Raw genomic sequence first — 21,732 nt, 5'->3', positions numbered from 1 at the left:
CCTAGGCGTCGGGATTCCCGACACCCGGCGTCGTGTTTCCCGACGCCGCGTCGTCCCGTCCGAGGCCATGGCGCTCGATCTTGGCGTAGAGGAGCTGGCGCTGGATCCCGAGCGCCTTCGCGGCTTGCGCGCGGTTGCCGCCGCTCGCCCGCAGGGCCCGGCGGATCATCGCCTCCTCCAGCCGCGCCACGGCGCCCGGCAGATCGTCGCCGAGCCAGGCCGGCAGGGCCGACCCGGCCTCCCCCGGCCCCGGCCCCGAGAGGCCGAGATCGCCCGCGCCGATCGACGGGCCCCGCGCCAGCACGGCCGCGCGCTCGATCACGTTGCGCAGCTCGCGCACGTTGCCGGGCCAGGGGTGGCGCATGAGCAGGGCGGCGGCCTCGGGCGACAGGCGCGTCGTCCCGGCGCCGGCGAGGGCGAGGAAGTGCTCGGCCAGCGGCAGGATGTCGGCCAGGCGCTCGCGCAGGGGCGGCAGGACGATCGGCACGACGTTGAGGCGGTAGAACAGGTCCTGGCGGAAGCCACCCTCGGCGACGAGGCGCGGCAGGTCGCGGTGGGTCGCCGCCACCACCCGCACGGCCACCGGGACGGGCCGGCCGCCGACCGGCGTCACCACCCGCTCCTGGAGCACTCGCAGGATCTTGGCCTGCATCGGCGGCGGCATGTCGCCGATCTCGTCGAGAAAGAGCGTGCCGCCCGACGCCTCCCGGAAGGCGCCCGCCCGGTCCTGGGTCGCCCCCGTGAAGGCGCCGCGCAGGTGCCCGAACAGCTCGCTCTCCAGAAGGTCGGCGGGAATCGCCGCGCAGTTGACCGGCACGAACGGGCCGATGCTCCGGCGGCCATGGGCGTGAAGCGCCCGCGCCGCGACCTCCTTGCCGGTGCCGGTCTCGCCCTGCAGCAGCACGGTGGTGTCGCTGTCGGCGGCGAGGCCCACCGCCTTCTGCACCCGCCGCATCGCCTCGCTGGTGCCGATCAGGCCCGCCGCCGCGGCCGGGGCGGGCGGTTCGATCGGGGGCGCCGGGCGGGCCAGCATGCCGCCGAGGAGGTCGGCCAGCTCGGCCCGGCCGACCGGTTTCGTCAGGTGGTCGTAGGCGCCGAGCCGCATCGCCTCGATGGTGTTCTCGGCGCTGGCATAGGCGGTCAGCACCGCGACCGGGGGCGCGGCGGCCTGCGCCCGCAGGCGCTGGAGCACCGTCATCCCGTCGAGCGCGCCCGGCATCCGCAGGTCGAGGAGCACCGCGGCGATGGCCGGATCGGCCGCGACGCACGCCAGCGCCTCGGCCCCCGAGGCGGCGAGGATCGGGACATGGCCGAGATCGCTCACCGTCTCGGCCAGCCCTTCGCGCAGGGCCGGCTCGTCGTCGACGATCAGGATGCGGGCGGGGCGGCTGTCCGTCACGGGGCGGTCTCGGGCGTATCGGACTTGGAGATGTCCGGCTCGGGCGGATCGATGGCGGGCTGATCGACGAGGGGCAGGTCGATCTCGAAGGTCGCGCCGGGACCCGGTGCGTCGGGGGACGGGCTTCCCGGAGGTGGGGCGGCGAGGTGCACCCGTCCACCATGGGCGCGGGCGATCTCGCGCACGATCGCCAGGCCGAGGCCGGTCCCGTCCGGCCGGCCGGTGACGAAGGGATCGAACAGCCGCTCGCGCAGGGCCGCCGCGACGCCCGGTCCCCGGTCGGCGACGCGGATCTGCACCCGCCCGTTCCCGAGATGGGCCGACAGCCGCACCGTGCCGTCCGCCGGGCTGTGCTGGAGGGCGTTGAGGACGAGGTTGTCGAGGGCGCGCCGAACTTGCGCCTCGTCGAGGCGGACGCGTCGCCCCGGCACCTCCGCGACCACGATCCGCACGCCCCGCTCGCGGGCGAGGTCGTCGTGGAGATGCGCGCTCTCCTCCAGCACCGCCGCGAGGTCGACGGGCGCGAGGACCGGGGTGCGCGGCTGGGTCAGGCTGAGGAGGTCGCGGGTCAGCCGGTCGAGGCGGGCGACCTGCGCCAGCACGAGGTCGAGGGCGGCCCGCGGCCGGGCCGGGTCCGGGCTCGCCAGCGCGTTCTCGGCCTTGAGCCGGATCGCCGCCAGGGGATTGCGGATCTCGTGGGCGATGCCGGCGGTGAGCTGGCCCAGCGCGGCGAGCCGCTCGGCCTCCGCGGCGCGCTGGCGGGCCGTGCCGAGGCGCAGGCCGGCGGCGTTCAGCGCCTCGACCAGCCGGTCGAGCTCGCGCAGGCCGGTCGGCGCCAGGCGGGGCAGGTCGCCCTCCGGGGTCTCGCGGCCGAGCTGGCCCTCGAGCCGGGCGATCCGCCGCCCCAGCACCCAGAGCAGCCGCCCGAGGATCAGCGCCGAGCCCAGCACCGTCGCGGCGAGGAAGCCGAACCCGGCGAGGAGCTGGCCGTAGGCCCGGCCCTCGTCGGTATGGACTCGCGTCATCGTCCAGGCCGTCGCCCCGTGGATCGGGCCACGCAGGGGGCAGCCCTGCACCACCAGGGTCTGGGTCCGGGAGATCCGCCGCTTCGCCACCGGTCGCTCGCCGCTCAGGGTCTCGGCGTTGATGCGCCGGATCGTGTCGATCTCGGCCGAGGGCAGGTCGGTCTTCGGCCCGGTCCCCTCGTAGGTCGGGAAGGCGTAGGCGGCCGAGCCGGCCCCGGCGGTCCAGATCCCGCCCTCCACCCCCGGATGGCCGGCGAGCGCCGTCACCACCACGTCGGTGAGCTGTCCCTTCAGGGTGTCGTCGATCTCGGTGGCCCCGCCGCTCCAGCCGGCGGTGAAGAAGGCGAACCGGTCGCCGATCTCGCGGCAGGAGCGCGCCACCTCGACCTCGGCCTGCGCCACCTGCACGGCGGCCGACTGGGCGTAGAACTCGGTCAGCAGGTAGCCGGTGGCGCCTGCCGAGGCGAGGAGCAGGGCCCAGAGGGTGAGGAGGTGGGTGCGGAGGGAGTGGAGGCGGGCGGGCATGGCGAGGATCGAATCCGGACCCATCGTACGCACGACGGGCCGCATCCCGGAGGATGCGGCCCGTTCATGCCCTCATATCGGGTCGTCCGCCACCGGGGGACGGGCCCCGGCCTGCGCCGGGACCCGATCCTCCGGCGCGAGCCGGTCTTAGCTGCAGCCGGTCGTCGAGCCGCAGGTGTCGCACTTCAGGCAGGTCCCGTTCCGCACCAGCGTGAAGTTGGCGCATTCCGGGCAGGCCTCGCCGACATAGCCCTTCATCTTCGCCTCGGCGCGGCGGTCGGAGACGCTGCGGCCGGCCGGCGCCGCCTCGGGCTTGGCGAAGGGCAGGGCCTCCGCCAGCGCCTCGACCTTGCCGGCGAGGCTCGGCTCGGTCTTGAGCGCCACCGCACCCCGCACCGCGTGCACGGTGCCGCCGGCCGGGGCCGACTGGCCGGTGACCGGCGCGGCGACGCCCGGGGTGGCACCGGCGGGACCGCCGTGGATCAGGGTCAGCCGGTCGCCCGACCCCCGCAGCAGGCCGCGGGAGACGTTGGTGGCCACCGGCGCGTCGGACGCGCTGGGCTTCGACGGGGCGACGCCCGTCGCCGTGTTGCCGAGCTCCGAGAGGTCGACATGGGCGAGGTCGTTGCGACCGAGATACGAGATCGCCAGCTCGCGGAAGACGTAGTCGAGCACCGAGGTGGCGTTCTTGATCGCGTCGTTGCCCTGCACGAAGCCGGCCGGCTCGAAGCGGGTGAAGGTGAAGGCGTCGACGTACTCCTCCAGCGGCACGCCGTATTGCAGGCCGAGCGAGACCGAGATGGCGAAGTTGTTGATGAAGGCCCGGAGCGCCGAGCCCTCCTTGTTCATGTCGAGGAAGATCTCGCCCAGGCGCCCGTCGTCGTACTCGCCGGTGCGCAGGAAGATGGTGTGGCCGCCGATCTTGGCCTTCTGGGTGTAGCCCTTGCGGCGGCTCGGCAGCTTCTCCTGGGAGCGCAGGCGCTCGACGCGCTCGACGATGCGCTCGACGATCTTCTCGGTCACCGCCACGGTCTTGGCGACCGCCGGCTGCGCCAGCAGGGCCTCGACCGCATCCTCCTCGTCGTCCGACTCGTCGCTGACGAGGGCGGAGTTGAGGGGCTGCGACAGCTTCGAGCCGTCGCGGTAGAGGGCGTTGGCCTTCAGCGCCAGGGTCCAGGACAGCCGGTAGGCGTTCTTGCAATCCTCGACCGTGGCGTCGTTCGGCATGTTGATGGTCTTGGAGATCGCCCCCGAGATGAAGGGCTGCGCCGCCGCCATCATGCGGATGTGGCTCTCGACCGAGAGGTAGCGCTTGCCGATCCGGCCGCACGGATTGGCGCAATCGAAGACCGCGTAATGCTCCACCTTGAGGTGCGGTGCGCCCTCGAGCGTCATCGCCCCGCAGACATGGACGTTGGCGGCCTCGATGTCCTTGCGGCTGAACCCGAGGAACGCGAGCAGGTCGAAGGACGGGTCGGCGAGCTTGTCGGCCGGCACGCCGAGGGTCTGGGTCAGGAAGTCCTCGCCCAGGGTCCAGCGGTTGAACACGAACTTGATGTCGAAGGCCGACTTCAGGCCCGATTCCACCGCCGCGATCTTCTCGTCGGTGAAGCCCTTGGCGCGCAAGCTCCCCGGGTTGATCGCCGGGGCCTGGCCGAGCGAGCCGTGGCCGACGGCATAGGCCTCGATCTCGGCGATCTCGGCCTCGCGGTAGCCGAGCGTGCGCAGCGCATCCGGCACCGCCCGGTTGATGATCTTGAAGTAGCCGCCGCCGGCCAGCTTCTTGAACTTCACCAGCGCGAAGTCGGGCTCGATGCCGGTCGTGTCGCAATCCATCACGAGGCCGATCGTGCCGGTCGGCGCGATCACCGTGGACTGGGCGTTGCGGTAGCCGTGCTCCTCGCCGAGCTGCAGCGCCCGGTCCCAGGCCGCCTTCGCGCGCTCCACCAGCTCGCCCTGCGGGCAGCCGGCGTGATCGAGCGGGACCGGGTTGGTGTTGAGGAACTCGTAGCCCTCAGTCTCGCCGTGGGCGGCCCGGCGATGGTTGCGGATCACCCGCAGCATCGCGTCGGCATTCTCCTCGTAGGCCGGGAACGGCCCGAGCTCGCGCGCCATCTCGGCCGAGGTGGCGTAGGACACGCCGGTCATGATGGCGGTGAGCGCGCCGGCGATCGCCCGGCCCTCACGGGAATCGTAGGACAGGCCCATGGTCATCAGGAGCCCGCCGATATTGGCGTAGCCGAGGCCCAGCGTCCGGTACTTGTAGGAGAGGTCGGCGATCTCGCGGCTCGGGAACTGCGCCATCAGCACCGAGATCTCGAGGACCACGGTCCAGAGCCGGCACAGGTGCTCGTAACCCTCGACGTCGAAGCTCTTGGCGCCGCGGTCGTAGAGCGCCAGCAGGTTCGCCGAGGCGAGGTTGCAGGCGGTGTCGTCGAGGAACATGTACTCGGAGCACGGGTTCGAGGCCCGGATCCGCCCGCCCGACGGGCAGGTGTGCCAGTCGTTCATCGTGGTGTTGAAGTGCAGGCCCGGATCGGCCGAAGCCCAGGCGGCCTCCGCGATCTTGTCCCACAGCTCGGCGGCCTTCACGGTCTTCGCCACCTTGCCGGTGGTGCGGTGGGTCAGCGACCACTCCGCATCCGCGTCGACCGCGCGCAGGAAGTCGTCGGTCAGCGAGACCGAGTTGTTCGAGTTCTGGCCGGCGACCGTCAGGTAGGCCTCGGAATCCCAGTCGGTGTCGTAGATCGGGAACGAGATGTCGGTGTAGCCCTGGCGGGCGTACTGGATCACCCGCTTGATCGCGGCATCCGGCACCATCACCTTGCGGGCGGCCTTGACCTCGCGCTTGAGCGCCGGGTTGCGGTCGGGATCGAAGCAGGCGTCGCCCGCGGCCTCGCAGTTGACGCAGGCCTTCATCACCGCCTTGAGGTGCTTGGACACCACCTTGGAGCCGGTGACGAGCGCGGCGACCTTCTGCTCCTCCTTGACCTTCCAGTCGATGAAGGCCTCGACGTCCGGGTGGTCGATGTCGACGATCACCATCTTCGCGGCGCGCCGCGTGGTGCCGCCGGACTTGATCGCGCCCGCCGCCCGGTCGCCGATCTTGAGGAAGCTCATCAGGCCCGACGACTTGCCGCCGCCGCCGAGCTTCTCGTTCTCGCCGCGCAGGCGCGAGAAGTTCGAGCCGGTGCCCGAGCCGTACTTGAACAGGCGGGCCTCGCGCACCCACAGGTCCATGATGCCGCCGTCGTTGACGAGGTCGTCGGCGACGGACTGGATGAAGCAGGCGTGGGGCTGCGGGTGCTCGTAGGCCGAGGCCGACTGGGTCAGCTCACCGGTCTTGTAGTCGACGTAGAAGTGCCCCTGCGCCGGGCCGTCGATGCCGTAGGCCCAGTGCAGGCCGGTGTTGAACCATTGCGGCGAGTTCGGCGCCACCATCTGGCGGGCGAGCATCGCGCGCAGCTCGTCGTGGAACGCGCCCGCGTCCTCCTCGCTGGTGAAGTAGCCGCCCTTCCAGCCCCAGTAGGTCCAGCAGCCGGCGAGGCGATCGAAGACCTGGGTCGCGGAGGTCTCGGAGCCGGTCCGCTCGCCCTCGGGCAGGGCGGCGAGCGCCGCCTCGTCGGGCACCGAACGCCACAGGAACGAGGGAACGCCGTTCTCCTCGACCTTCTTCAGGGCCGCAGGCACCCCGGCCTTGCGGAAATACTTCTGGGCCAGCACGTCGCAGGCGACCTGGCTCCAGGCCTCCGGCACGTCGATTCCGTCGAGGCGGAAGACCACCGAGCCGTCCGGGTTGCGGATCTCGCTCACCGCCTTGCGGAACGGGATGCTGGCGTAGGGCGACTGCCCCGCGGTGGTGATGCGACGCTCGAACCGCATGGGATACTCTCCGGTCACGAACAGCCGGGGACCGCCCGCACGCGTGCGGGGTCCGCCGGTTACAAGGGAAGGGCGGGGCGCGAAAGATTCGGCGGACGAGCCTCGGCGCCTTTCGGGGAGCCGCCCGTCCTGTCGTCTGGAAACTACCGATCTCGGTGGCTTCCCGTCAATAACTTGTGTCAGCCGACTCCGTTCCTCGCTATATGTTGTGTCGACGGGCGGATTCCTGTGGATAGCGCCATGCCCCCGGCTAAGCGCGCTTCCGGCTTGGGAGAATCGCGCTCCATCCCCCGCCGCCCACAGGCCGCGCCGCGTCCGGAGCCCGACTTGTTCACAGGCGGGTGGGGATTTTCGGTCACTTTCGGCGACACCACCGGGTCCGCCGCCGACGCTGCGCGGGGAATCGTGTTGCGGCGCGGGACGCGCTGGACATCCGGGGGGCATCTCACCATAGTCCCGCGCGACGACGGGGGGCCGGACCTCCCATTCCCGGGGGCTCCCCGCGAGAGAGACGGTCGCGATGGCGCTGAAAGACACCCTGCTTCGGATCTTCACCTGGTGGAGCGGCTCGACCGTCAGCCTGGAGTTCTACACCAAGCGCCGCGGCAGCTTCGTGGGCGAGGACGAGCTCGGCAACCGCTACTACCGGGCGCAGGGGCCCCTGATCGACGCCTCGGTCGGCTCCGAGCGCCGCTGGGTGATCTACAACGGCTACGCCGACGCCTCGAAGGTGCCGCCCGGCTGGCGCGGCTGGCTCTGCCACGCCACCGACGTGCCGCCCTCCGAGGAGACCTACGTCCCGCGCGAGTGGCAGAAGCCGCACGAGGAGAACCTCACCGGCACGGTCGCGGCCTACCGCCCGCGGGGCTCGCAGCTCTCCTACGGCCAGCGGCCGGCGGCGACCGGCGACTACGTGCCGTGGGTCCCGGGCGAGTAGACCGCCCTTTTTCCACCATCCTCCTTGTGTCTATCGCGGGCGGGCCGACCGAGCCCGCGCGCCCGGTCATACCGGGTGCCCGGCCGGCCGGCCGGGTGCCGGAGGCCGCGCCAAGGGCCGCCGAACTTCCGGGGCCGCCGAACTTCCAGCCGGGAGCGATTGGGTTTTGAGCCGCATGACCGCACGCCGCGCCGCGGGCGCCTTCCCGCTCCTCCGCGGTGTCGTTCTGGGTGCTGCCGTCCTGGGCGGCGCGCTGTCCTCCGGGCCGGCCCGGGCCGACAAGATCCGCAACCCGACCGCGGTGTTCGCCGGCCTCGACAAGATCACCGGCCGCACCGTCTCCTTCGAGGTGGCGGTGGACGAGACGGTGCAGTTCGGTGCGCTGCAGCTTACCCCGCGGGTCTGTTACACCCGGCCCCCAACCGAGAGCGCCAAGACCACCGCCTTCCTGGAGGTCGACGAGGTCACGCTCGAGAACAAGTACCGCCGCATCTTCACCGGCTGGATGTTCGCCTCGAGCCCGGGCCTGCACGCGATCGAGCACCCGATCTACGACGTGTGGCTGGTCGACTGCAAAGGCGGCACCGACCTCATCGCCGAGCCGAAGGAGCAGGAGGACGCGCCGGTGGCCGCCGCCAAGCCCGAGGGCCGCAAGCGCCGCGAGCAGGCCCGCGGCGGCGACGAGGTACCCCGCGCCCGCCAGGTCAACCGTCAGGGCCAGGTCGACGTCGAGCCGCTGCGCGGCACGCCGGTCCAGCCGCGCCAGACGCCGTCGCGGCGCTTCTTCCCGACCAACGACGGCCCACGGCCGGGCGGCGGCGACCCGATGGATCCGAATCCGCGCTGAGGGCTGCGGGGGCGACGCCCCCGGAGACGGACCCTACGGCCCGAGCAGATCCACGATCGCCGGCAGCAGCGGCAGGTCGGCCGGGGGCATCGGGTAGCTCGCGAGGTCGCGCGGCCGCACCCATTTGAGCGCCTGCCCCTCCCGCGGCTGGGCAAACCCCTCCCAGCGCCGGCAGACGTAGAGCGGCATCAGCAGGTGGAAGCTCTCGTAGGCGTGGCTGGCGAAGGTGAGGGGGGCAAGGCACGCCTCCTTCACGGTGATGCCGAGCTCTTCCGCCAGTTCCCGGATCAGCGTCTCCTCCGGCCGCTCGCCGGGCTCGATCTTGCCGCCGGGAAACTCCCACAGGCCCGCCAGGGTCTTGCCCGGCGGGCGCTGCGCCAGCAGCACGCGCCCGTCGGGATCGACGAGGGCGACCGCCACGACGAGGAGGAGCTTCAACGGATCGGCCATGGTGGGCTCGCGCGAGAAGGGACGTCGGTAAAAATCGCGCCCCGTCAGGGCGCGACCGCGTAGGTGGCCTCGACGCTCGCCTCGACCGTCAGGGTTCCGGGCTCGACCGGCACCGCGAGGCCGCCCGGCATGCCCTTGGCCGCGAAGGCGCGGGCCTGCATCGGCATCGCCCCACCCTGGCGGGGCGGCGAGACCAGGCTCTCGAGGCGGCCGAGGCGCAGGCCCGCGGCCTCGGCCAGGGTCTCGGCCTGGCGCCTGGCGTCGCGCACCGCGTCGGCCCGGACGGCATTCTCGGCCTGGCCGGGATCCGACAGGCCGAACGCCACGCCGCCGATCCGGTCGGCGCCGCCGTCGATGAGGCGCCGCATCAGGGCGCCCAGGCGCTTGAGGTCGCGCACCCGGACGCTGACCGCGTTGGTGGCCTGGAAGCCGTCGGGGGCGTCCCGCATCTGGCCGCCGGGGTCGCGCACCGTCTTGGTGGCGGGGCGCAGGGAGACCGCCGCGGTGGCGAGGTCCGGCCCGGTGATGCCGAACTCGCCGGCGAGTTCCACCACCTTGCGGGCGGCCGCGGAGTTCTGGTCGAGGGCGGCGGCGGGCGTCGCCCCCCGGCTCTCGACCGCGACCTCGACGGTGGCGAAGTCCGGCGCCACCTCGCGACTCGCCCGCCCGATGACGCCGATCCGGGCCGGCGGCTCGTCGGCGAGGGCGGGCCCGGCGAGGAGGAGCGCGAGGAGCCCGGCGGCCGCCGCCCTCACGAGCGGTAATCCCCGTTGATCTCGACGTAGGCCTTGGTGAGATCGCAGGTCCAGACCCGGGCCTTGCCGGCACCGAGGCCGAGATCGACCCGGATCGTCACCGCGTCGCCCTGCATCGCCGCGGAGGCCGCCTCCTCGTCGTAGCCGGGATCGCGGGCCCCCTCGACGGCCACGCGCACGTCGCCGAACCAGATCGCCAGGCGGTCGCGGTCGGCGGGCTCGCCGGCCTTGCCGACCGCCATCACCACCCGGCCCCAGTTGGCGTCCTCGCCCGCCACCGCGGTCTTCACCAGCGGCGAGTTGGCGATCGACATCGCGATCCGGTGGGCGGAGGCATCGTCGGTGGCGCCCCCCACCTCGACGGTGACGAACTTGCGCGCGCCCTCGCCGTCGCGGGCCACCAGCTGGGCGAGTTCGGCGAGGAGGTCGTCGAGCGCCGCGGCGAACTCGCCCAGCGCCGGGTCCTCGGCCGAGGCGACCGGGGCGTTGCCGGCCTTGGCGGTCGCGAACAGCATCAGGGTGTCGGAGGTCGAGGTATCGCCGTCGACCGTGCAGCAGTTGAAGCTCGTGGCGACGCCCTTCGCCAGGAGCGCCTGCAGCACCGGGGCCGGCAGGTCGGCGTCGGTGAACACGAAGGACAGCATCGTCGCCATGTCGGGGGCGATCATGCCGGCGCCCTTGGCGATGCCGTTGATCGTGACCGCGGTCCCGCCGATCGACACCGTGCGGGTCGCGAGCTTCGGGAAGGTGTCGGTGGTCATGATCGCGCTGGCCGCCTCGGTCCAGCGCTCGGCGCCCGGCCCGGTGCGGCCGGCGCACTCGGCCAGTACGCCGTCGAACTTGGTGGCGTCGAGGGGTTCGCCGATCACGCCGGTCGAGGCGATGAACACCTCGCCGGGGGCGCAGCCCGCGGCCTTGCCGGCGATCTCGGCGGTGAGCCGCACCGAGTCGCGGCCCTTGAGGCCCGTGAAGGCGTTGGCGTTGCCGGAATTGACCACCAGCGCCCGGGCCGACTGGCCGCCGCCCAGGGTCTCGCGGCACCAGTCGACCGCGGCCGAGGGGCATTTCGAGCGGGTGAAGACGCCGGCGGCACGGGTGCCCGGATCGAGCAGCACCAGCAGCACGTCGGTGCGGCCGCGATAGCGGATGCCGGCCTGCGCGGTGGCCAGGCGCACGCCGGCGATCGGCGGCAGCTCGGGCTGATGCTTGGGCGCGAGCGGCGAGACGGGATGGGACATGCGAGGCTCCGGTCCGCCGACGCCGCGTCGTCCGCGTCGGCGCGGCGGTGTTGCCCCGCCGAGGTGCCCTGCGTCAACCGGGCCCGGCCCTCATGCGGAAATACGGTTGTAGGCAAGGTTGTGCAGGCCGGAGTTGCGTTGCCGGCTCATCCTCGCGGTTCCGCCGGCTCCCCCTCGCGCGTCAAGGCGAAACGCCGCCGACGGGTGAAAAACGAACCTTACGTCCGCCCGGAGTTTCCTTATCTAGAGTTGCAGCATATCATCTAGAGGATGGGTCCGGGATGCGCCGAGGCGCGTCGCCACCCGATGCCCGGAGGTTTCCGTTTGGCCCACCCGCAAGTCCTTCGCGACATGGCGCTCTTCGTCGAGGTCGCGAAACGGAAGAGCTTCAGCCAGGCCGCCGTCGCGCTCGACGTGCCGATCTCCTCCCTCTCGCGGCGCATCACCCAGTTCGAAACCGCGATCGGCCTTCGCCTGCTCGACCGGACCACCCGCAAGCTCGTCCTGACGCCGCACGGCGAGGCCTATTACGAGCAGGCGATCCGCCTGGTGGAGGAGGCGCAGCGCACCTTCGACGAGCTGATCGCGCAGGCCAAGGGCCCGAGCGGCCTGCTCAAGATCGCCGCGCCGCCCGATCCCTGGGTGATGCACCACCTCTCGACCGTCGCGGCGGAGTACTCGCAGCGCTTCGCCCAGGTGCGGGTGCATCTCGACCTCTGGCCCCACCTCGTCGACCTCGCCCAGGAGGGCTACGACCTGGCGCTCGCCGTCGGGGTGCCGCGGGAGACCTCGCTGATCACCCGCAAGGTGGCGGAACTCGAGAACGGCCTGTTCGCCGCCCCGGCCTACCTCGACCGGGCCGGGCGGCCGGACGATCCCTCCGACCTCGCGCGCCACCAGGCGGTGGTTGTCGGGGCACCGGCGGCCTCGAACGCGTGGCCGCTCCAGTCCGGCGACCGGACGGCGTCGGTCTCCGTCGGGGCCGCCGTGTCCAGCAACAGCCAGGCGATGGCCCGGCGCTTCGCCGCCTCGGGACGCGGCATCGCCCTCCTGCGGGTGATCGACGTCGAGCAGGACGTGGCGGAGGACCGCCTCGAGCGGGTGCTGCCGGACTGGCGCGGCACGCCGAGCCCGGTCTGCATCGTCACCACCTCCCGGCTCCTGCCGGCCAAGACACGCAGCTTCATCGCCTTCGCGTCGCGCCACTTCGCCGAGCAGCTGGCGCCCCGCGGCATTATCCTGGACGAGGCCGAGCTCGCCGCCCTCTACGACCTGCAGGAGGCGTGACGCACGCCGTCCGTCCGTGCTTTAGCACGCCGTGCGGACGTCCCGCGGCGGGGTAGCAGGCGTGCAGGACCTTTCGACCCTCGCGTATGTCGGTGGCACGCTGGTGGCGGCGGCGCCCGCCGGACGCGTGGCGGCCGACCTGCCGCCGGATCGCCGCGCCCTGCCGCCGGACGAGGCCGTCCGCATCGCCCGCTTCCTGCGCCCCCAGGACCGGCACGAGCGCGAGGCGGCCCACGGGCTCCTGCGCCATCTGCTCGGCGGGCATCTCGGCCGTGATCCCCACACGATCGTCCTGGCGCGGGACGGCAACGGCCGGCCCTTCCTGCCCGACCATCCCGCCCTCGACCTGAATCTCAGCCACGGCGGCGGCTGGGTCGCGGTCGGCCTGTCCGCCGCGGGCCGGATCGGCGTCGACGTCGAGGGATCGGCCAGGCCGGTGGACTGGGACGGGGTGGCACCGGTCTTCCTGCACCCGGGGGAACTCGACGCCTATCGCGGCCTGCCGGCCGGCGCGCGGGCGCGCCACGCGCTTGAGCTCTGGTCGGTGAAGGAGGCGTTCCTGAAGGCGACAGGCGAAGGCCTGATCGCAGAACCGCGCTCGGTCCGGCCTATCGCCGACGGGTCGGTCTGGCGCCTCGCCCGGGCCGGCCTGTCGCTACGGGCCGGCTCGCGGCTCCTGCCCGACGGGGCACGGCTCGCCTGGGCGGTGGAGGCGGAACGGGAGGTCGCGGTCGTCGTGGCGGGTTAGCGGGGCCGCCAACCGAACCCGCAATCGCGCGCACGGATAACGAAAACATCCTCCCCCGTCCTGCCGGGCCAGCGGCGCGACAGGACGAGGGAGGATGTCGGTGCGATCGGTCGGACCGATCGACGCTCAGACGTAGGCGCTCATCCCGGCATTCGATTGCGGGAACCGCTCGGCCAGGGCGCGGCGCAGCTTTTCCAGGGCGCGGTTCTCGATCTGGCGGACGCGCTCCTTGGAGATGCCGAGGCGGTGCCCGAGGGCCTCCAGGGTCGCCTGGTCCTCGGCGAGGCGCCGCTCGTGCAGGATGCGCAGCTCGCGCTCCGACAGGACGGTCAGGGCCTGGCGCAGCCAGGTCAGGCGGCGCTCGCCGTCAACGGCGTCGGAGACGGTCTCGTCGGGGAGGGGGGCGTTGTCGACCAGGAAGTCGACCCGCTCGGCCGAGGCGTCGCCATCGTCGCCGATCGGGGCGTTGAGGGACATGTCGGGGCCCGACAGGCGAGCATCCATCAGCGCCACGTCCTCGCGGGAGACGCCGATGGCGGTGGCGATGCGGCGATGGATCTCGTCGCCGACGCGCTCGTCGGTCGACTGCATCAGCCGGGCCCGCAGGCGCCGGAGGTTGAAGAACAGGGCCTTCTGGGCCGAGGACGTGCCGCCGCGGACGATCGACCAGTTGCGCAGGATGTAGTCCTGGATCGAAGCGCGGATCCACCAGGTCGCGTAGGTCGAGAAGCGGACCTCCCGCTCCGGCTCGAACCGGGCGGCGGCCTCCATCAGGCCGACATGGCCTTCCTGGACGAGGTCGGCCATCGGCAGGCCGTAATGGCGGAACCGGCCCGCCAGGGCGATGACGAGACGCATGTGAGCGGAGATCAGCCGGTGCAACGCCTGCTCGTCGCGATCGTCCTTCCACCGGACGGCGAGGCCGCGCTCCTCTTCCCGTTCCAGGAAGGGGGCGTCCATCGCGACCCGCACGAACTGCCGACGTATGCCTGCGATTTCCGCCATCCCCGCCTCCGCCACGTTGGTGAGCGCTGTGTGTCGCGATGACGTCGAGGCGCAGCATGGAGCGCGCCCGTTGCACCGCAAGGCCTGCGACAACGGCACGAACTGGTCATCGGTTCCCGCATTGCGAAAAAATCTCGCGAGGGCGCGATTCCGTCGTGGGCGTGGGGATGGGGCAGGGTTGTGGGGACGGAGCGGTCGAGGGGGTGGAAGCTGGCGGTCTGCGGGTTTCGAGGTGCGGATGTCCGCATGGGAACGGTCGGCAAGCGTACCGAATCCCCGAAAACGCGAAAGCCCGGCACTAGGCCGGGCTTTCGTTCATCCGTTATGGAGGAGAAGCCTCAGGCGGCCTCGGCCTCGTCCTGCACATCCTCACCATCGGCCTCGGCCTCGGCGCCCTTGGCGCGGCGCGGGGACTTGGCGAGGCTCTGCTCGATGAGCTTGAGCGACTCGGTGTCGGTGATGCGGTTCACCGCCGCGATCTCGCGCACCACCCGGTCGAGGGCCGCCTCGTAGAGCTGACGCTCGGAGTAGGACTGCTCGGGCTGGGCGTCGGAGCGGAACAGGTCGCGCACCACCTCGGTGACGGCGATCAGGTCGCCGGAATTGATCTTCGCCTCGTATTCCTGGGCCCGGCGCGACCACATGGTGCGCTTCACCCGGGCACGGCCGGTGAGGACGTCGAGCGCCTTCTTGACCAGCTCGGGCTCGGCGAGCTTGCGCATGCCGACCGAGTTCGCCTTGGCGGTCGGGACCCGCAGGACCATCTTGTCCTTCTCGAACGACACCACGAACAGCTCGAGCTTGTAGCCGGCGATCTCCTGCTCCTCGATGGCCGTGATGCGGCCGACGCCGTGAGCCGGATACACGACCGCTTCGCCGGTCTTGAAACCCTGCCGGGCAGCTGTCGTCTTCTTGGCGGTCGTCATGCGGGGGTGGCCTCCAGGTCACCGTTCGCGGCAATGTCCGCGACCGGATCGTTCATCCGGGTCAGGGCGCCCGGCGACAAATACGCGCCTGCCGGACGTCCCCGAAGAGATGCCCGCCAGTCCCTGTCAAACCATAGCTAAGGAACGTCCGAACGCGCCGCAGGCAGGATAGGATCCACCACGGCTGGTCGCATGCCCCGTCGCCCCATCGATGAAATCCCGCTCGGTGGTCGAGGGCAGCACGTCGGACGCAAGCGACGGCAAGCAGGAAGCTAGCACGAAGAGGCCCTAAAATCAAAAAAATTCAGGCGCCCGGCGTGGAGACGCGGGCACCTTGCACCATCTTTCACCAGCTTGGCGGGGCGATCGCAGGGCCGCCATGCGAGCAGGGAAGAGGTCGTCTTCCCCAGCCGGCGGCCCCGCCTCGGGCCCTCAGTCGCCCGAGCCCGGATTGGCCGAGAAATGCGCCTCGAGCTTGCCGGACTTGCCGTCCCACTCCTTGGCGTCGGCCGGGGCGGGCTTCTTCTGGGTGATGTTCGGCCAGCCCTTGGCCATGTCGGCGTTCAGCTTCAACCAGCTCTCCAGGCCCGGCTCGGTGTCGGGCTTGATCGCCTCGGCCGGGCATTCGGGCTCGCACACGCCGCAATCGATGCACTCGTCCGGGTGGATGACGAGCATGTTCTCGCCCTCGTAGAAGCAGTCGACCGGACACACCTCCACGCAGTCCATGTACTTGCACTTGATGCAGTTGTCGGTGACGACGTAGGTCATGGGCTGCTGAAACCTCGGCGCAGGTGAGGGCGCTCGCGCGCGGCGCCCGGACGTATGGGGCGGGCCTTAGACCCGGGCGGGCGGGCTTGCAAGCCGAACCGTGGCGGTGGACGTCGCGTTGCCACCCGGCGTCGCCTTCGCGTCACGCTTTCGCGGCTTCAGCCGGGAGCACCGTCCGCCGGATCGGCCGAGGGACCCGCGGCGAGATCGATGTAGAGCAGCCGGGCCTCGGGAGCCGGACCCCGGCGCATCCCGAGATCGCGCACCCGCACCGCCGCCGTGACGTGCTGGGCCGCGACGGTGACCACGTCGCCGACCGCCAGCGCCTTCGCGGGGGCGTCGGCCCGTTGGCCGTTCACCCTCACGTAGCCGTCCTCGACCAGGCGTGCGGCGAGGGAGCGGGTCTTGGCGAAGCGTGCGAACCACAGCCACTTGTCGAGCCGCTGACGGTCCTCACGCATCGCCGGTCACCGCGCTCCGGTCATCGCTTGTCGCCGTCCCGCGACTCCATCTGGGCCTTTAGGGCCAGGAGCTTGGCGAAGGGCGAATCCGGGTCCGGGGCGCGGTCGCGCCGCGGCGGCCGGGCCTCGTGCATGCCGCCGCCGCGGGGGGCGCCGTCGCGGCGGTCCTGCGGGGGACGACCGCCCTCGCGGCCGCCCGGATGCGGCCCGCGCGGGGGACGCCCGTCGCGATTACCGCGGTTCTCGCCGCCGCGGCCCTCGAAGCGGCCCTCGGGCCGACCCTCACCGGCGGGGCGGTTCTCCGCTGGGCGCCGGTCGCCCCAGCGCTGCCCCTCGCGCGGGCCGGAGCGGTTGGCCCGCTGCTCGGCCGGCGCGCCCTCGCCGCCTTCCGGACGCTGGTCCGGGCGCGGGAAGCCGCGGGAGCGGTCGCGCTGCTGGCCCTCGCGCGGGCCCTGGCCGTCCTGGGGACGGCCGCGGCCCTGGTGACGCGGCGCGTGGTTGCGCTGGTGGCGGTGCATCCGCCACACCTCGATGACGATCGGCTCGGCCGGCTCGGCGGGGGCATCCGCAGCCGCGGCGCCCTCGGCACCCGCCTCGGCCCCGGCAGCCGCGACCGGCTCGGACCGGCCCTCGTCGGAGGCGCCCTCGGTGGCCTCGGCCGTCTCGGGCTCGCCCGTCGCGACCGCAGCCTCCTCGCTGACCGCTTCCGCCGTCGGAGCGGGCTCCTCGGCGGCGGCCGCCTCGACCGGGGCGTCCTGCGCGGAAGCCTCGACAGGCGCGTCGGCGGCCGGTGCCTCGTCGACCGGCGCATCGGCGGTCACGGCCTCGGGGGCCGGGTTGCCGTGGTCGGAACCGTCCTGGGGGGCGGCATCCTGAGCGGAGGTTTCCTGGGCGGAGGCTTCCTGGGCGGAAGTCTCCTGAGCCCCGGTCTCCTGCGGGGCATCCTCCTGCGCGGCGGCGTCCGTGGCCGTGTCGCCGGCTTCGCCGTCGGTTGCGGCGGTCTCCTCGGCGGTCCTGGGCTGCACCGGCACCGTCGGGGCGGACGGGCGCAGGGCGACCGTGATGGCCGGGCCGGGCCGGCGGTCGACGACGTAGCCGAGCGACTTCAGGATCGAGGCGAAGTCCTCGCCCGAGCAGCCGACCAGCGAGGTCATGCCGACGGTCGGCACGAAACCGTCCTTGTCGGCCGCGCCCGGAGGCGGTTCACCCGGGGTGGTGCCGGGCACGTAGGCGATCGCCGGACGGATCAGGTCGGCCAGGCGCTCCAGGATGTCGACGCGCACCGCCCGGCCGCCGCAGACCCGGAAGCCGGCGGCGCGGTAGAGGCCCTTGGCGATCTCGGGATCGACCGGCATCGAGGTGCGGCCGGAGCCGGCGAGATGCGCGATCTCGTCGAGGCCGCGCTGGTCGAGGCCGCCGTTCTGCAGCGCCCAGAGCTGCGCCGCGAGGGTGCGCGGCGCCGGCTTGAGCAGCGCCGGCATGGTGATGTGGTAGGCGCCGAAGCGCACGCCGTGCTTGCGCAGGGCGCCGCGACCGTCCTGGTCGAGGCTGCGCATCTCGTTGAGAACCTTGGCGCGCTCCAGCACGCCGAGCGCCTCCGCGACCTGGAAGCCGATGCCGCGGGCGAGCCCGGTCACGTCGGCGGCGGTCTCGAGCTCGAGGGCCGGGCCGAGCAGGCGCACGATATGGGCCTTCAGCCAGGCATCGAGGCGGCCCTCGACCTTCTCGCGGGCCGCGCCCGTGAGCTGCTCGTCGGCGAGCAGGCGCAGGCCGGGGGCGTAGAGCTTCTCGCCCGGGACCAGCTTGGCGACCGGGTTTCCGGTCCAGCGGATCGTGCCGTCGTTCGAGAGCACCAGCGCCGCGTCCGCCGCGGCGGCGAACCGGTCGGCCCGCGCCTCGATCTCGCTCGCCAGCGCCTTCTCGGCCGCGCTGCGCAGGGTCTTGGCTTCCTGGCCTTCGGCACCGGGATCCGGCACGAACTGGAATCCGTGCAGGTGGCCGACGTGCTGTCCCTCGACCGTCACGTCGCCGCCCGCGGTGATCTCAGCTTCCAACATGGTATTCTCTCTCAGGCGCCGCATCAGCACGCTGGTGCGCCGATCGACGAATCGACTCGCCAGCCGCTCGTGCAGGGCGTCGGACAGCCTGTCCTCTACCCGACGCGTCTCGCCCTGCCAATGCTCCGGGTCGGCGAGCCAGTCGGGTCGGTTCGCCACGAAGGTCCAGGTGCGCACGTGGGCGATGCGCTGCGACAGGGCGTCGATGTCCCCGTCGGTGCGGTCGACCATGGCGACGTGCTGCGAAAACCAGTCGACAGGGATGCGTCCGGCCATGCCCCGCATCAGGAACCGGAAGAGCTGGGCGATGAGGTCGGCGTGGGTCTGGATCGCCGACTTGCGGTAGTCCGGCACCCCGCAGACCTGCCACAGCCGCTCGACCGCGCTGCGCGACGTGGCGTAGTCGCGGATGTCGTCCTCCTTGGCGAGGAGGTCGAGGGCGGCCTCGTCGTCGCCGGTCGGCGCGCGGGTGAGCCCGCGCTCGCTCGGATGCTCGCCGAGGCTGCGGCGCAGCGCGTCGACCGAGCGGAAATCGAGGTCGGGGTTGCGCCATTGCAGCATCCGCAACGGCTCGAAGGTGTGGCTCTCGAGCGCCTCGACCATCTCGGCGTCGAGGGGCGGGCAGCGTCCGGTGGTGCCGAAGGTGCCGTCGCGCAGGTGGCGCCCGGCCCGGCCGGCGATCTGCGCCATCTCGGACGGGGAAAGGTCGCGAAAGCGCGTGCCGTCGTATTTTCGGTTCGACGCGAAGGCGACGTGGTCGACGTCGAGGTTGAGCCCCATCCCGACCGCGTCGGTCGCCACGAGATAATCGACCTCGCCGGACTGGTAGAGCTCGACCTGGGCGTTGCGGGTGCGCGGCGAGAGCGCGCCGAGCACCACCGCGGCGCCGCCGCGCTGGCGCCGCAGCAACTCGGCGATGGCGTAGACCTCCTCGGCCGAGAAGGCGACGATGGCGCTGCGGTGGGGCAGGCGCGAGAGCTTACGGCTGCCGGCGAAGCTCAGCTGCGACAGGCGCGGGCGCGTCGTGACGTGGATGCCCGGGATCAGCGACTTGACCAGCGGCTCCATCGTGGCCGAGCCGATCAGCAGCGTCTCCTCGCGGCCGCGCTGGTGCAGCAGGCGGTCGGTGAAGGTGTGGCCGCGGTCGCGGTCGGCCCCGAGCTGGATCTCGTCGATGCCGACGAAGTCGACCTCGTTGTCCCGCGGCATCGCCTCGGCGGTGCAGATCCAGTAGCTCGGCCGGTTCGGCTTGATCTTCTCCTCGCCGGTGACGAGGGCGACCCGCTCGGGGCCGACCCGCTCGACGACGCGGTGATAGACCTCGCGGGCGAGCAGCCGCAGCGGCAGGCCGATCATGCCGGTCGGGTGGCCGAGCATCCGCTCGATGGCGAGGTGGGTCTTGCCGGTATTGGTCGGACCGAGCACCGCCGTGGCGCCGCGCAAGCGGGCCTGCGGAGAGAGGGAGCGGCGCGTCATCGGGCGGGGCTGAAGTCCTCGGGGCCGGGGGCGGAACCGGGTTCTCCGGGGACCTGGCGAGAGGCCCTCCGGCGGCCCTGGCGAAGGGCTCCGGCGCGGCCGCCACGTCGTGTCGGGCTTCACGGCGCCGAGGATCGCGCCGCGGCCCCGTCAGCGCTCCGGACCGCGACCGTAGGGCGGACGCGGCCCCAGCGGCGGCCTCCCCCCATATGGGGCGGGGGCGTACCGATCGCCATATGGCGGCGGCCGATCGCCGTAGGGCGGCGCGAGGCTCGGGGCGATGACCTCGATCCGCGTGCCGGCCGCCGGCCCGGGCTCGAGGTCGGCGCAGAGCGTGTCCGGTACCGCGGTGAGGGGCCCCGGCGGGTTGGGGCCGACCACGGCCGAGGAATAGGCGTCGCCGCCGCAATCGGGCCCGTTCGCCAGCGCCGGGGCCGGCACCAGGAGGAGCAGGAGGGCGAGCGCGCGCATCGGTGCTCAGCGCCCGTCCGTCGGGGTCTCGACCGGCTGGGCGGCGGCCTGCGCGACCGCCTCGGCCGGCCCTTGCCCGCTGCGCGACCAGCGCGTCGCCTCGATGATGTTGAGGCCGAGCTGGGTCCGTACCGCGATGCGGAGCGGCAGCAGCACCCGCGTCCCCTCGACGGGGGCGAGCCACACCGACATCTCGGTGTTGTCCTCCATGAACTTCACCCCCGGCCGGTCGGGCCGGTGGCCGGCGATCGGCTGGTAGCGGGCATTGCAGACCAGGATCGGGCCGGCATAGCCGGGCTTCTGGACGCTGCGGGTCTCGCCGTAGCTCAGCACGACGTTGAACCGGCTCGCGCCATCGAAGACCGGGATGGTGCGGTTGCAGTTCTGCGGGTCGATGAGTTCGCCGCGCCCCTGGGCCGGCATCATCAGGGCGCTCACCGGGTCGATGACGCCGCGCTTGTGCACCTCGCTGACGGTCACGCGCTCGGGGTCCGGCACCAGCGGGGGGGCGATGTCGGAGGCCACGACGTTGCCGCGGGCGAGCGCCATCCGCACGGTAATCGAGGCGCTGGCGCTGTGGGAGGAGAGCGCGAAGGCCGCCGGCACCGGCTTGGCCGTGACCGTGCCGCTGGCCCGGCCCGAGCCGTAGCCGCCGGTGATCGCCCCGACGAGCCCGGTGAGACGGGCGCTGACGTCCATCGTGTAGCGCGGGCCTTCGATCGCCCCCGTCACCTGCGCGGTTCCGATCGGCACGCCGGCCAGCATGATGCCGTAATCGACCGTGACGGCGGTCTCGCCGGCCTTCGGCGCGCGGCTGCGCGCGGCTTTCGCCGGGGTCGCCTCGCCGGCCGGAAGGGAGAGTGCCGCCGCCAGCGCGAGCGGGAGGAGGGCCCGAGCCGAGGGGAAGGCCCTTGTCGGGAGGAAGGCCCTTATCGGGTGGAAGGCCCTTATCGGGTGGAAGGGCTTGGAACGCATGCGGGAACCGATCTCGATCGCCGTCGCCTGGCCGCCGAGGAGGCGGGGAGAATCTGTCCCTATCGTGGCGCGGTTAGGGTTAACGGATCGTCTCGCCGGGGAAGCCCCGCGCCGTCGACCGAGCCCGACCGGCGGGGCGGCAGCGATCGGCGCCGCCAGGGGAATCGCTTCAGCTTTTTGTCTGGTCTGCGGGGGAGTGTCGGAGAAGGGCTTCGAGGTAGTCGGGATTGAGATTGGCGAGCTTTCTGCGGGCCTTGAGGCTGTGGCGGTCGTGGGGTGCGTGCACGAGGTTGATGGCCATGTGGCGCACGATCGCCATGTTCTGCGGGCCTGATCCAGTCCGCAGCCGCACGAGGTCGTCGTGGAAGACGACGTCGAGCACCCAGTGCAGGCGGTTTTCGATCTGCCAGTGCGCCCGCACTGCGGCCGCGAAGGTTTTGGCGTCGAGCCTCGCTGAAGAGAGATAGTAGCGGCGCTCGTGTTCGATCCGACCGGCG

At 72.4% G+C, this 21,732-nt stretch carries 18 protein-coding genes; 4 read left to right on the top strand and 14 right to left on the bottom strand.

What is annotated here, in order from left to right:
• Position 1 precedes the first annotated feature (1 nt).
• The 3 genes from BMX97_RS25580 to BMX97_RS25570 form a co-directional block, all read right to left on the bottom strand.
• On the bottom strand, positions 2 to 1,399 hold the full coding sequence (locus BMX97_RS25580; RefSeq protein ID WP_091754023.1) for a sigma-54-dependent transcriptional regulator: 1,398 nt from the start codon (positions 1,397 to 1,399) through the stop codon (positions 2 to 4).
• Entirely contained in the window at positions 1,396 to 2,973 is a 1,578-nt protein-coding gene (locus BMX97_RS25575; RefSeq protein WP_244538651.1) for a sensor histidine kinase, read from the bottom strand. The genes BMX97_RS25580 and BMX97_RS25575 overlap by 4 nt, the downstream gene beginning before the upstream one ends.
• A gap of 123 nt (positions 2,974 to 3,096) precedes the next feature.
• A complete protein-coding gene (locus tag BMX97_RS25570) occupies positions 3,097 to 6,831 on the bottom strand; it encodes a vitamin B12-dependent ribonucleotide reductase (protein ID WP_091754022.1) in 3,735 nt (1,244 codons plus the stop codon).
• Between the two features lie 520 nt (positions 6,832 to 7,351).
• Here BMX97_RS25570 and BMX97_RS25565 point away from each other — a divergent pair.
• Entirely contained in the window at positions 7,352 to 7,768 is a 417-nt protein-coding gene (locus BMX97_RS25565; protein WP_082742672.1) for an NADH:ubiquinone oxidoreductase subunit NDUFA12, read from the top strand.
• Positions 7,769 to 7,934: 166 nt separating this feature from the next.
• Complete coding sequence (locus BMX97_RS25560) at positions 7,935 to 8,615, top strand: DUF2155 domain-containing protein (protein WP_091754021.1); 681 nt, start codon at positions 7,935 to 7,937, stop codon at positions 8,613 to 8,615.
• 33 nt (positions 8,616 to 8,648) lie between these two features.
• Here the strand turns inward: BMX97_RS25560 and BMX97_RS25555 are convergent, their stop codons facing one another.
• Genes BMX97_RS25555 through argJ form a run of 3 tightly spaced genes read right to left on the bottom strand, consistent with a single transcriptional unit; the run spans position 8,649 to position 11,058 of the window.
• Positions 8,649 to 9,065 (bottom strand): (deoxy)nucleoside triphosphate pyrophosphohydrolase, encoded by a 417-nt coding sequence (locus BMX97_RS25555; RefSeq protein WP_091754020.1) that lies wholly within the window; start codon positions 9,063 to 9,065, stop codon positions 8,649 to 8,651.
• 44 nt (positions 9,066 to 9,109) lie between these two features.
• On the bottom strand, positions 9,110 to 9,820 hold the full coding sequence (locus tag BMX97_RS25550; protein ID WP_244538646.1) for an SIMPL domain-containing protein: 711 nt from the start codon (positions 9,818 to 9,820) through the stop codon (positions 9,110 to 9,112).
• Entirely contained in the window at positions 9,817 to 11,058 is a 1,242-nt protein-coding gene (argJ, locus tag BMX97_RS25545) for a bifunctional glutamate N-acetyltransferase/amino-acid acetyltransferase ArgJ (RefSeq protein WP_091754019.1), read from the bottom strand. Before argJ ends, BMX97_RS25550 begins: the two co-directional genes overlap by 4 nt.
• A 324-nt stretch (positions 11,059 to 11,382) precedes the next feature.
• Between argJ and BMX97_RS25540 the strand changes: the two genes are divergently transcribed.
• Both BMX97_RS25540 and BMX97_RS25535 read left to right on the top strand, forming a co-directional pair.
• Positions 11,383 to 12,345: a LysR family transcriptional regulator gene (locus BMX97_RS25540; RefSeq protein ID WP_091754018.1), complete on the top strand. Its 963-nt coding sequence runs from the start codon at positions 11,383 to 11,385 to the stop codon at positions 12,343 to 12,345.
• A gap of 61 nt (positions 12,346 to 12,406) precedes the next feature.
• Positions 12,407 to 13,093: a 4'-phosphopantetheinyl transferase family protein gene (locus BMX97_RS25535; RefSeq protein ID WP_244538645.1), complete on the top strand. Its 687-nt coding sequence runs from the start codon at positions 12,407 to 12,409 to the stop codon at positions 13,091 to 13,093.
• Between the two features lie 126 nt (positions 13,094 to 13,219).
• Here BMX97_RS25535 and BMX97_RS25530 read toward each other — a convergent pair whose 3' ends face one another.
• The 8 genes from BMX97_RS25530 to BMX97_RS25495 all read right to left on the bottom strand — a co-directional run.
• Positions 13,220 to 14,098: an RNA polymerase factor sigma-32 gene (locus tag BMX97_RS25530; RefSeq protein ID WP_060848845.1), complete on the bottom strand. Its 879-nt coding sequence runs from the start codon at positions 14,096 to 14,098 to the stop codon at positions 13,220 to 13,222.
• A gap of 338 nt (positions 14,099 to 14,436) precedes the next feature.
• On the bottom strand, positions 14,437 to 15,024 hold the full coding sequence (locus BMX97_RS25525; protein ID WP_060848844.1) for a CarD family transcriptional regulator: 588 nt from the start codon (positions 15,022 to 15,024) through the stop codon (positions 14,437 to 14,439).
• 432 nt (positions 15,025 to 15,456) lie between these two features.
• Positions 15,457 to 15,795, bottom strand: a complete 339-nt coding sequence (gene fdxA, locus BMX97_RS25520) for a ferredoxin FdxA (RefSeq protein WP_091754016.1) — start codon at positions 15,793 to 15,795, stop codon at positions 15,457 to 15,459.
• A 158-nt stretch (positions 15,796 to 15,953) separates the two neighbouring features.
• Entirely contained in the window at positions 15,954 to 16,256 is a 303-nt protein-coding gene (locus tag BMX97_RS25515; protein ID WP_091754015.1) for an RNA-binding S4 domain-containing protein, read from the bottom strand.
• A 20-nt stretch (positions 16,257 to 16,276) separates the two neighbouring features.
• A complete protein-coding gene (locus tag BMX97_RS25510; RefSeq protein WP_091754014.1) occupies positions 16,277 to 19,789 on the bottom strand; it encodes a helicase-related protein in 3,513 nt (1,170 codons plus the stop codon).
• A 150-nt stretch (positions 19,790 to 19,939) separates the two neighbouring features.
• Positions 19,940 to 20,260, bottom strand: a complete 321-nt coding sequence (locus BMX97_RS25505) for a hypothetical protein (protein WP_091754013.1) — start codon at positions 20,258 to 20,260, stop codon at positions 19,940 to 19,942.
• Between the two features lie 6 nt (positions 20,261 to 20,266).
• Complete coding sequence (locus tag BMX97_RS25500; protein ID WP_091754012.1) at positions 20,267 to 21,235, bottom strand: DUF3108 domain-containing protein; 969 nt, start codon at positions 21,233 to 21,235, stop codon at positions 20,267 to 20,269.
• A 169-nt stretch (positions 21,236 to 21,404) separates the two neighbouring features.
• A partial coding sequence (locus tag BMX97_RS25495; protein ID WP_143074566.1) for an ISAs1 family transposase occupies positions 21,405 to 21,732 on the bottom strand: 328 nt, incomplete at its 5' end.

The organism is Methylobacterium sp. ap11 (genome assembly GCF_900110515.1).
Classification (GTDB): Bacteria; Pseudomonadota; Alphaproteobacteria; order Rhizobiales; family Beijerinckiaceae; genus Methylobacterium; species Methylobacterium ajmalii.
Note: the sequence above shows the minus strand (reverse complement) of the source record. Positions and strands in the feature narration are given on the sequence as shown.

What these genes read in the sequence shown, in the direction of transcription:
- BMX97_RS25575 (WP_244538651.1), bottom strand. Translation starts at nt 2,973, where the DNA reads ATGGGTCCGGATTCGATCCTCGCCATGCCCGCCCGCCTCCACTCCCTC.
- BMX97_RS25570 (WP_091754022.1), bottom strand. Translation starts at nt 6,831, where the DNA reads ATGCGGTTCGAGCGTCGCATCACCACCGCGGGGCAGTCGCCCTACGCC.
- BMX97_RS25565 (WP_082742672.1), top strand. Translation starts at nt 7,352, where the DNA reads ATGGCGCTGAAAGACACCCTGCTTCGGATCTTCACCTGGTGGAGCGGC.
- BMX97_RS25555 (WP_091754020.1), bottom strand. Translation starts at nt 9,065, where the DNA reads ATGGCCGATCCGTTGAAGCTCCTCCTCGTCGTGGCGGTCGCCCTCGTC.
- argJ (WP_091754019.1), bottom strand. Translation starts at nt 11,058, where the DNA reads ATGTCCCATCCCGTCTCGCCGCTCGCGCCCAAGCATCAGCCCGAGCTG.
- BMX97_RS25530 (WP_060848845.1), bottom strand. Translation starts at nt 14,098, where the DNA reads ATGGCGGAAATCGCAGGCATACGTCGGCAGTTCGTGCGGGTCGCGATG.
- BMX97_RS25525 (WP_060848844.1), bottom strand. Translation starts at nt 15,024, where the DNA reads ATGACGACCGCCAAGAAGACGACAGCTGCCCGGCAGGGTTTCAAGACC.
- fdxA (WP_091754016.1), bottom strand. Translation starts at nt 15,795, where the DNA reads ATGACCTACGTCGTCACCGACAACTGCATCAAGTGCAAGTACATGGAC.
- BMX97_RS25515 (WP_091754015.1), bottom strand. Translation starts at nt 16,256, where the DNA reads ATGCGTGAGGACCGTCAGCGGCTCGACAAGTGGCTGTGGTTCGCACGC.
- BMX97_RS25510 (WP_091754014.1), bottom strand. Translation starts at nt 19,789, where the DNA reads ATGACGCGCCGCTCCCTCTCTCCGCAGGCCCGCTTGCGCGGCGCCACG.
- BMX97_RS25505 (WP_091754013.1), bottom strand. Translation starts at nt 20,260, where the DNA reads ATGCGCGCGCTCGCCCTCCTGCTCCTCCTGGTGCCGGCCCCGGCGCTG.
- BMX97_RS25500 (WP_091754012.1), bottom strand. Translation starts at nt 21,235, where the DNA reads ATGCGTTCCAAGCCCTTCCACCCGATAAGGGCCTTCCACCCGATAAGG.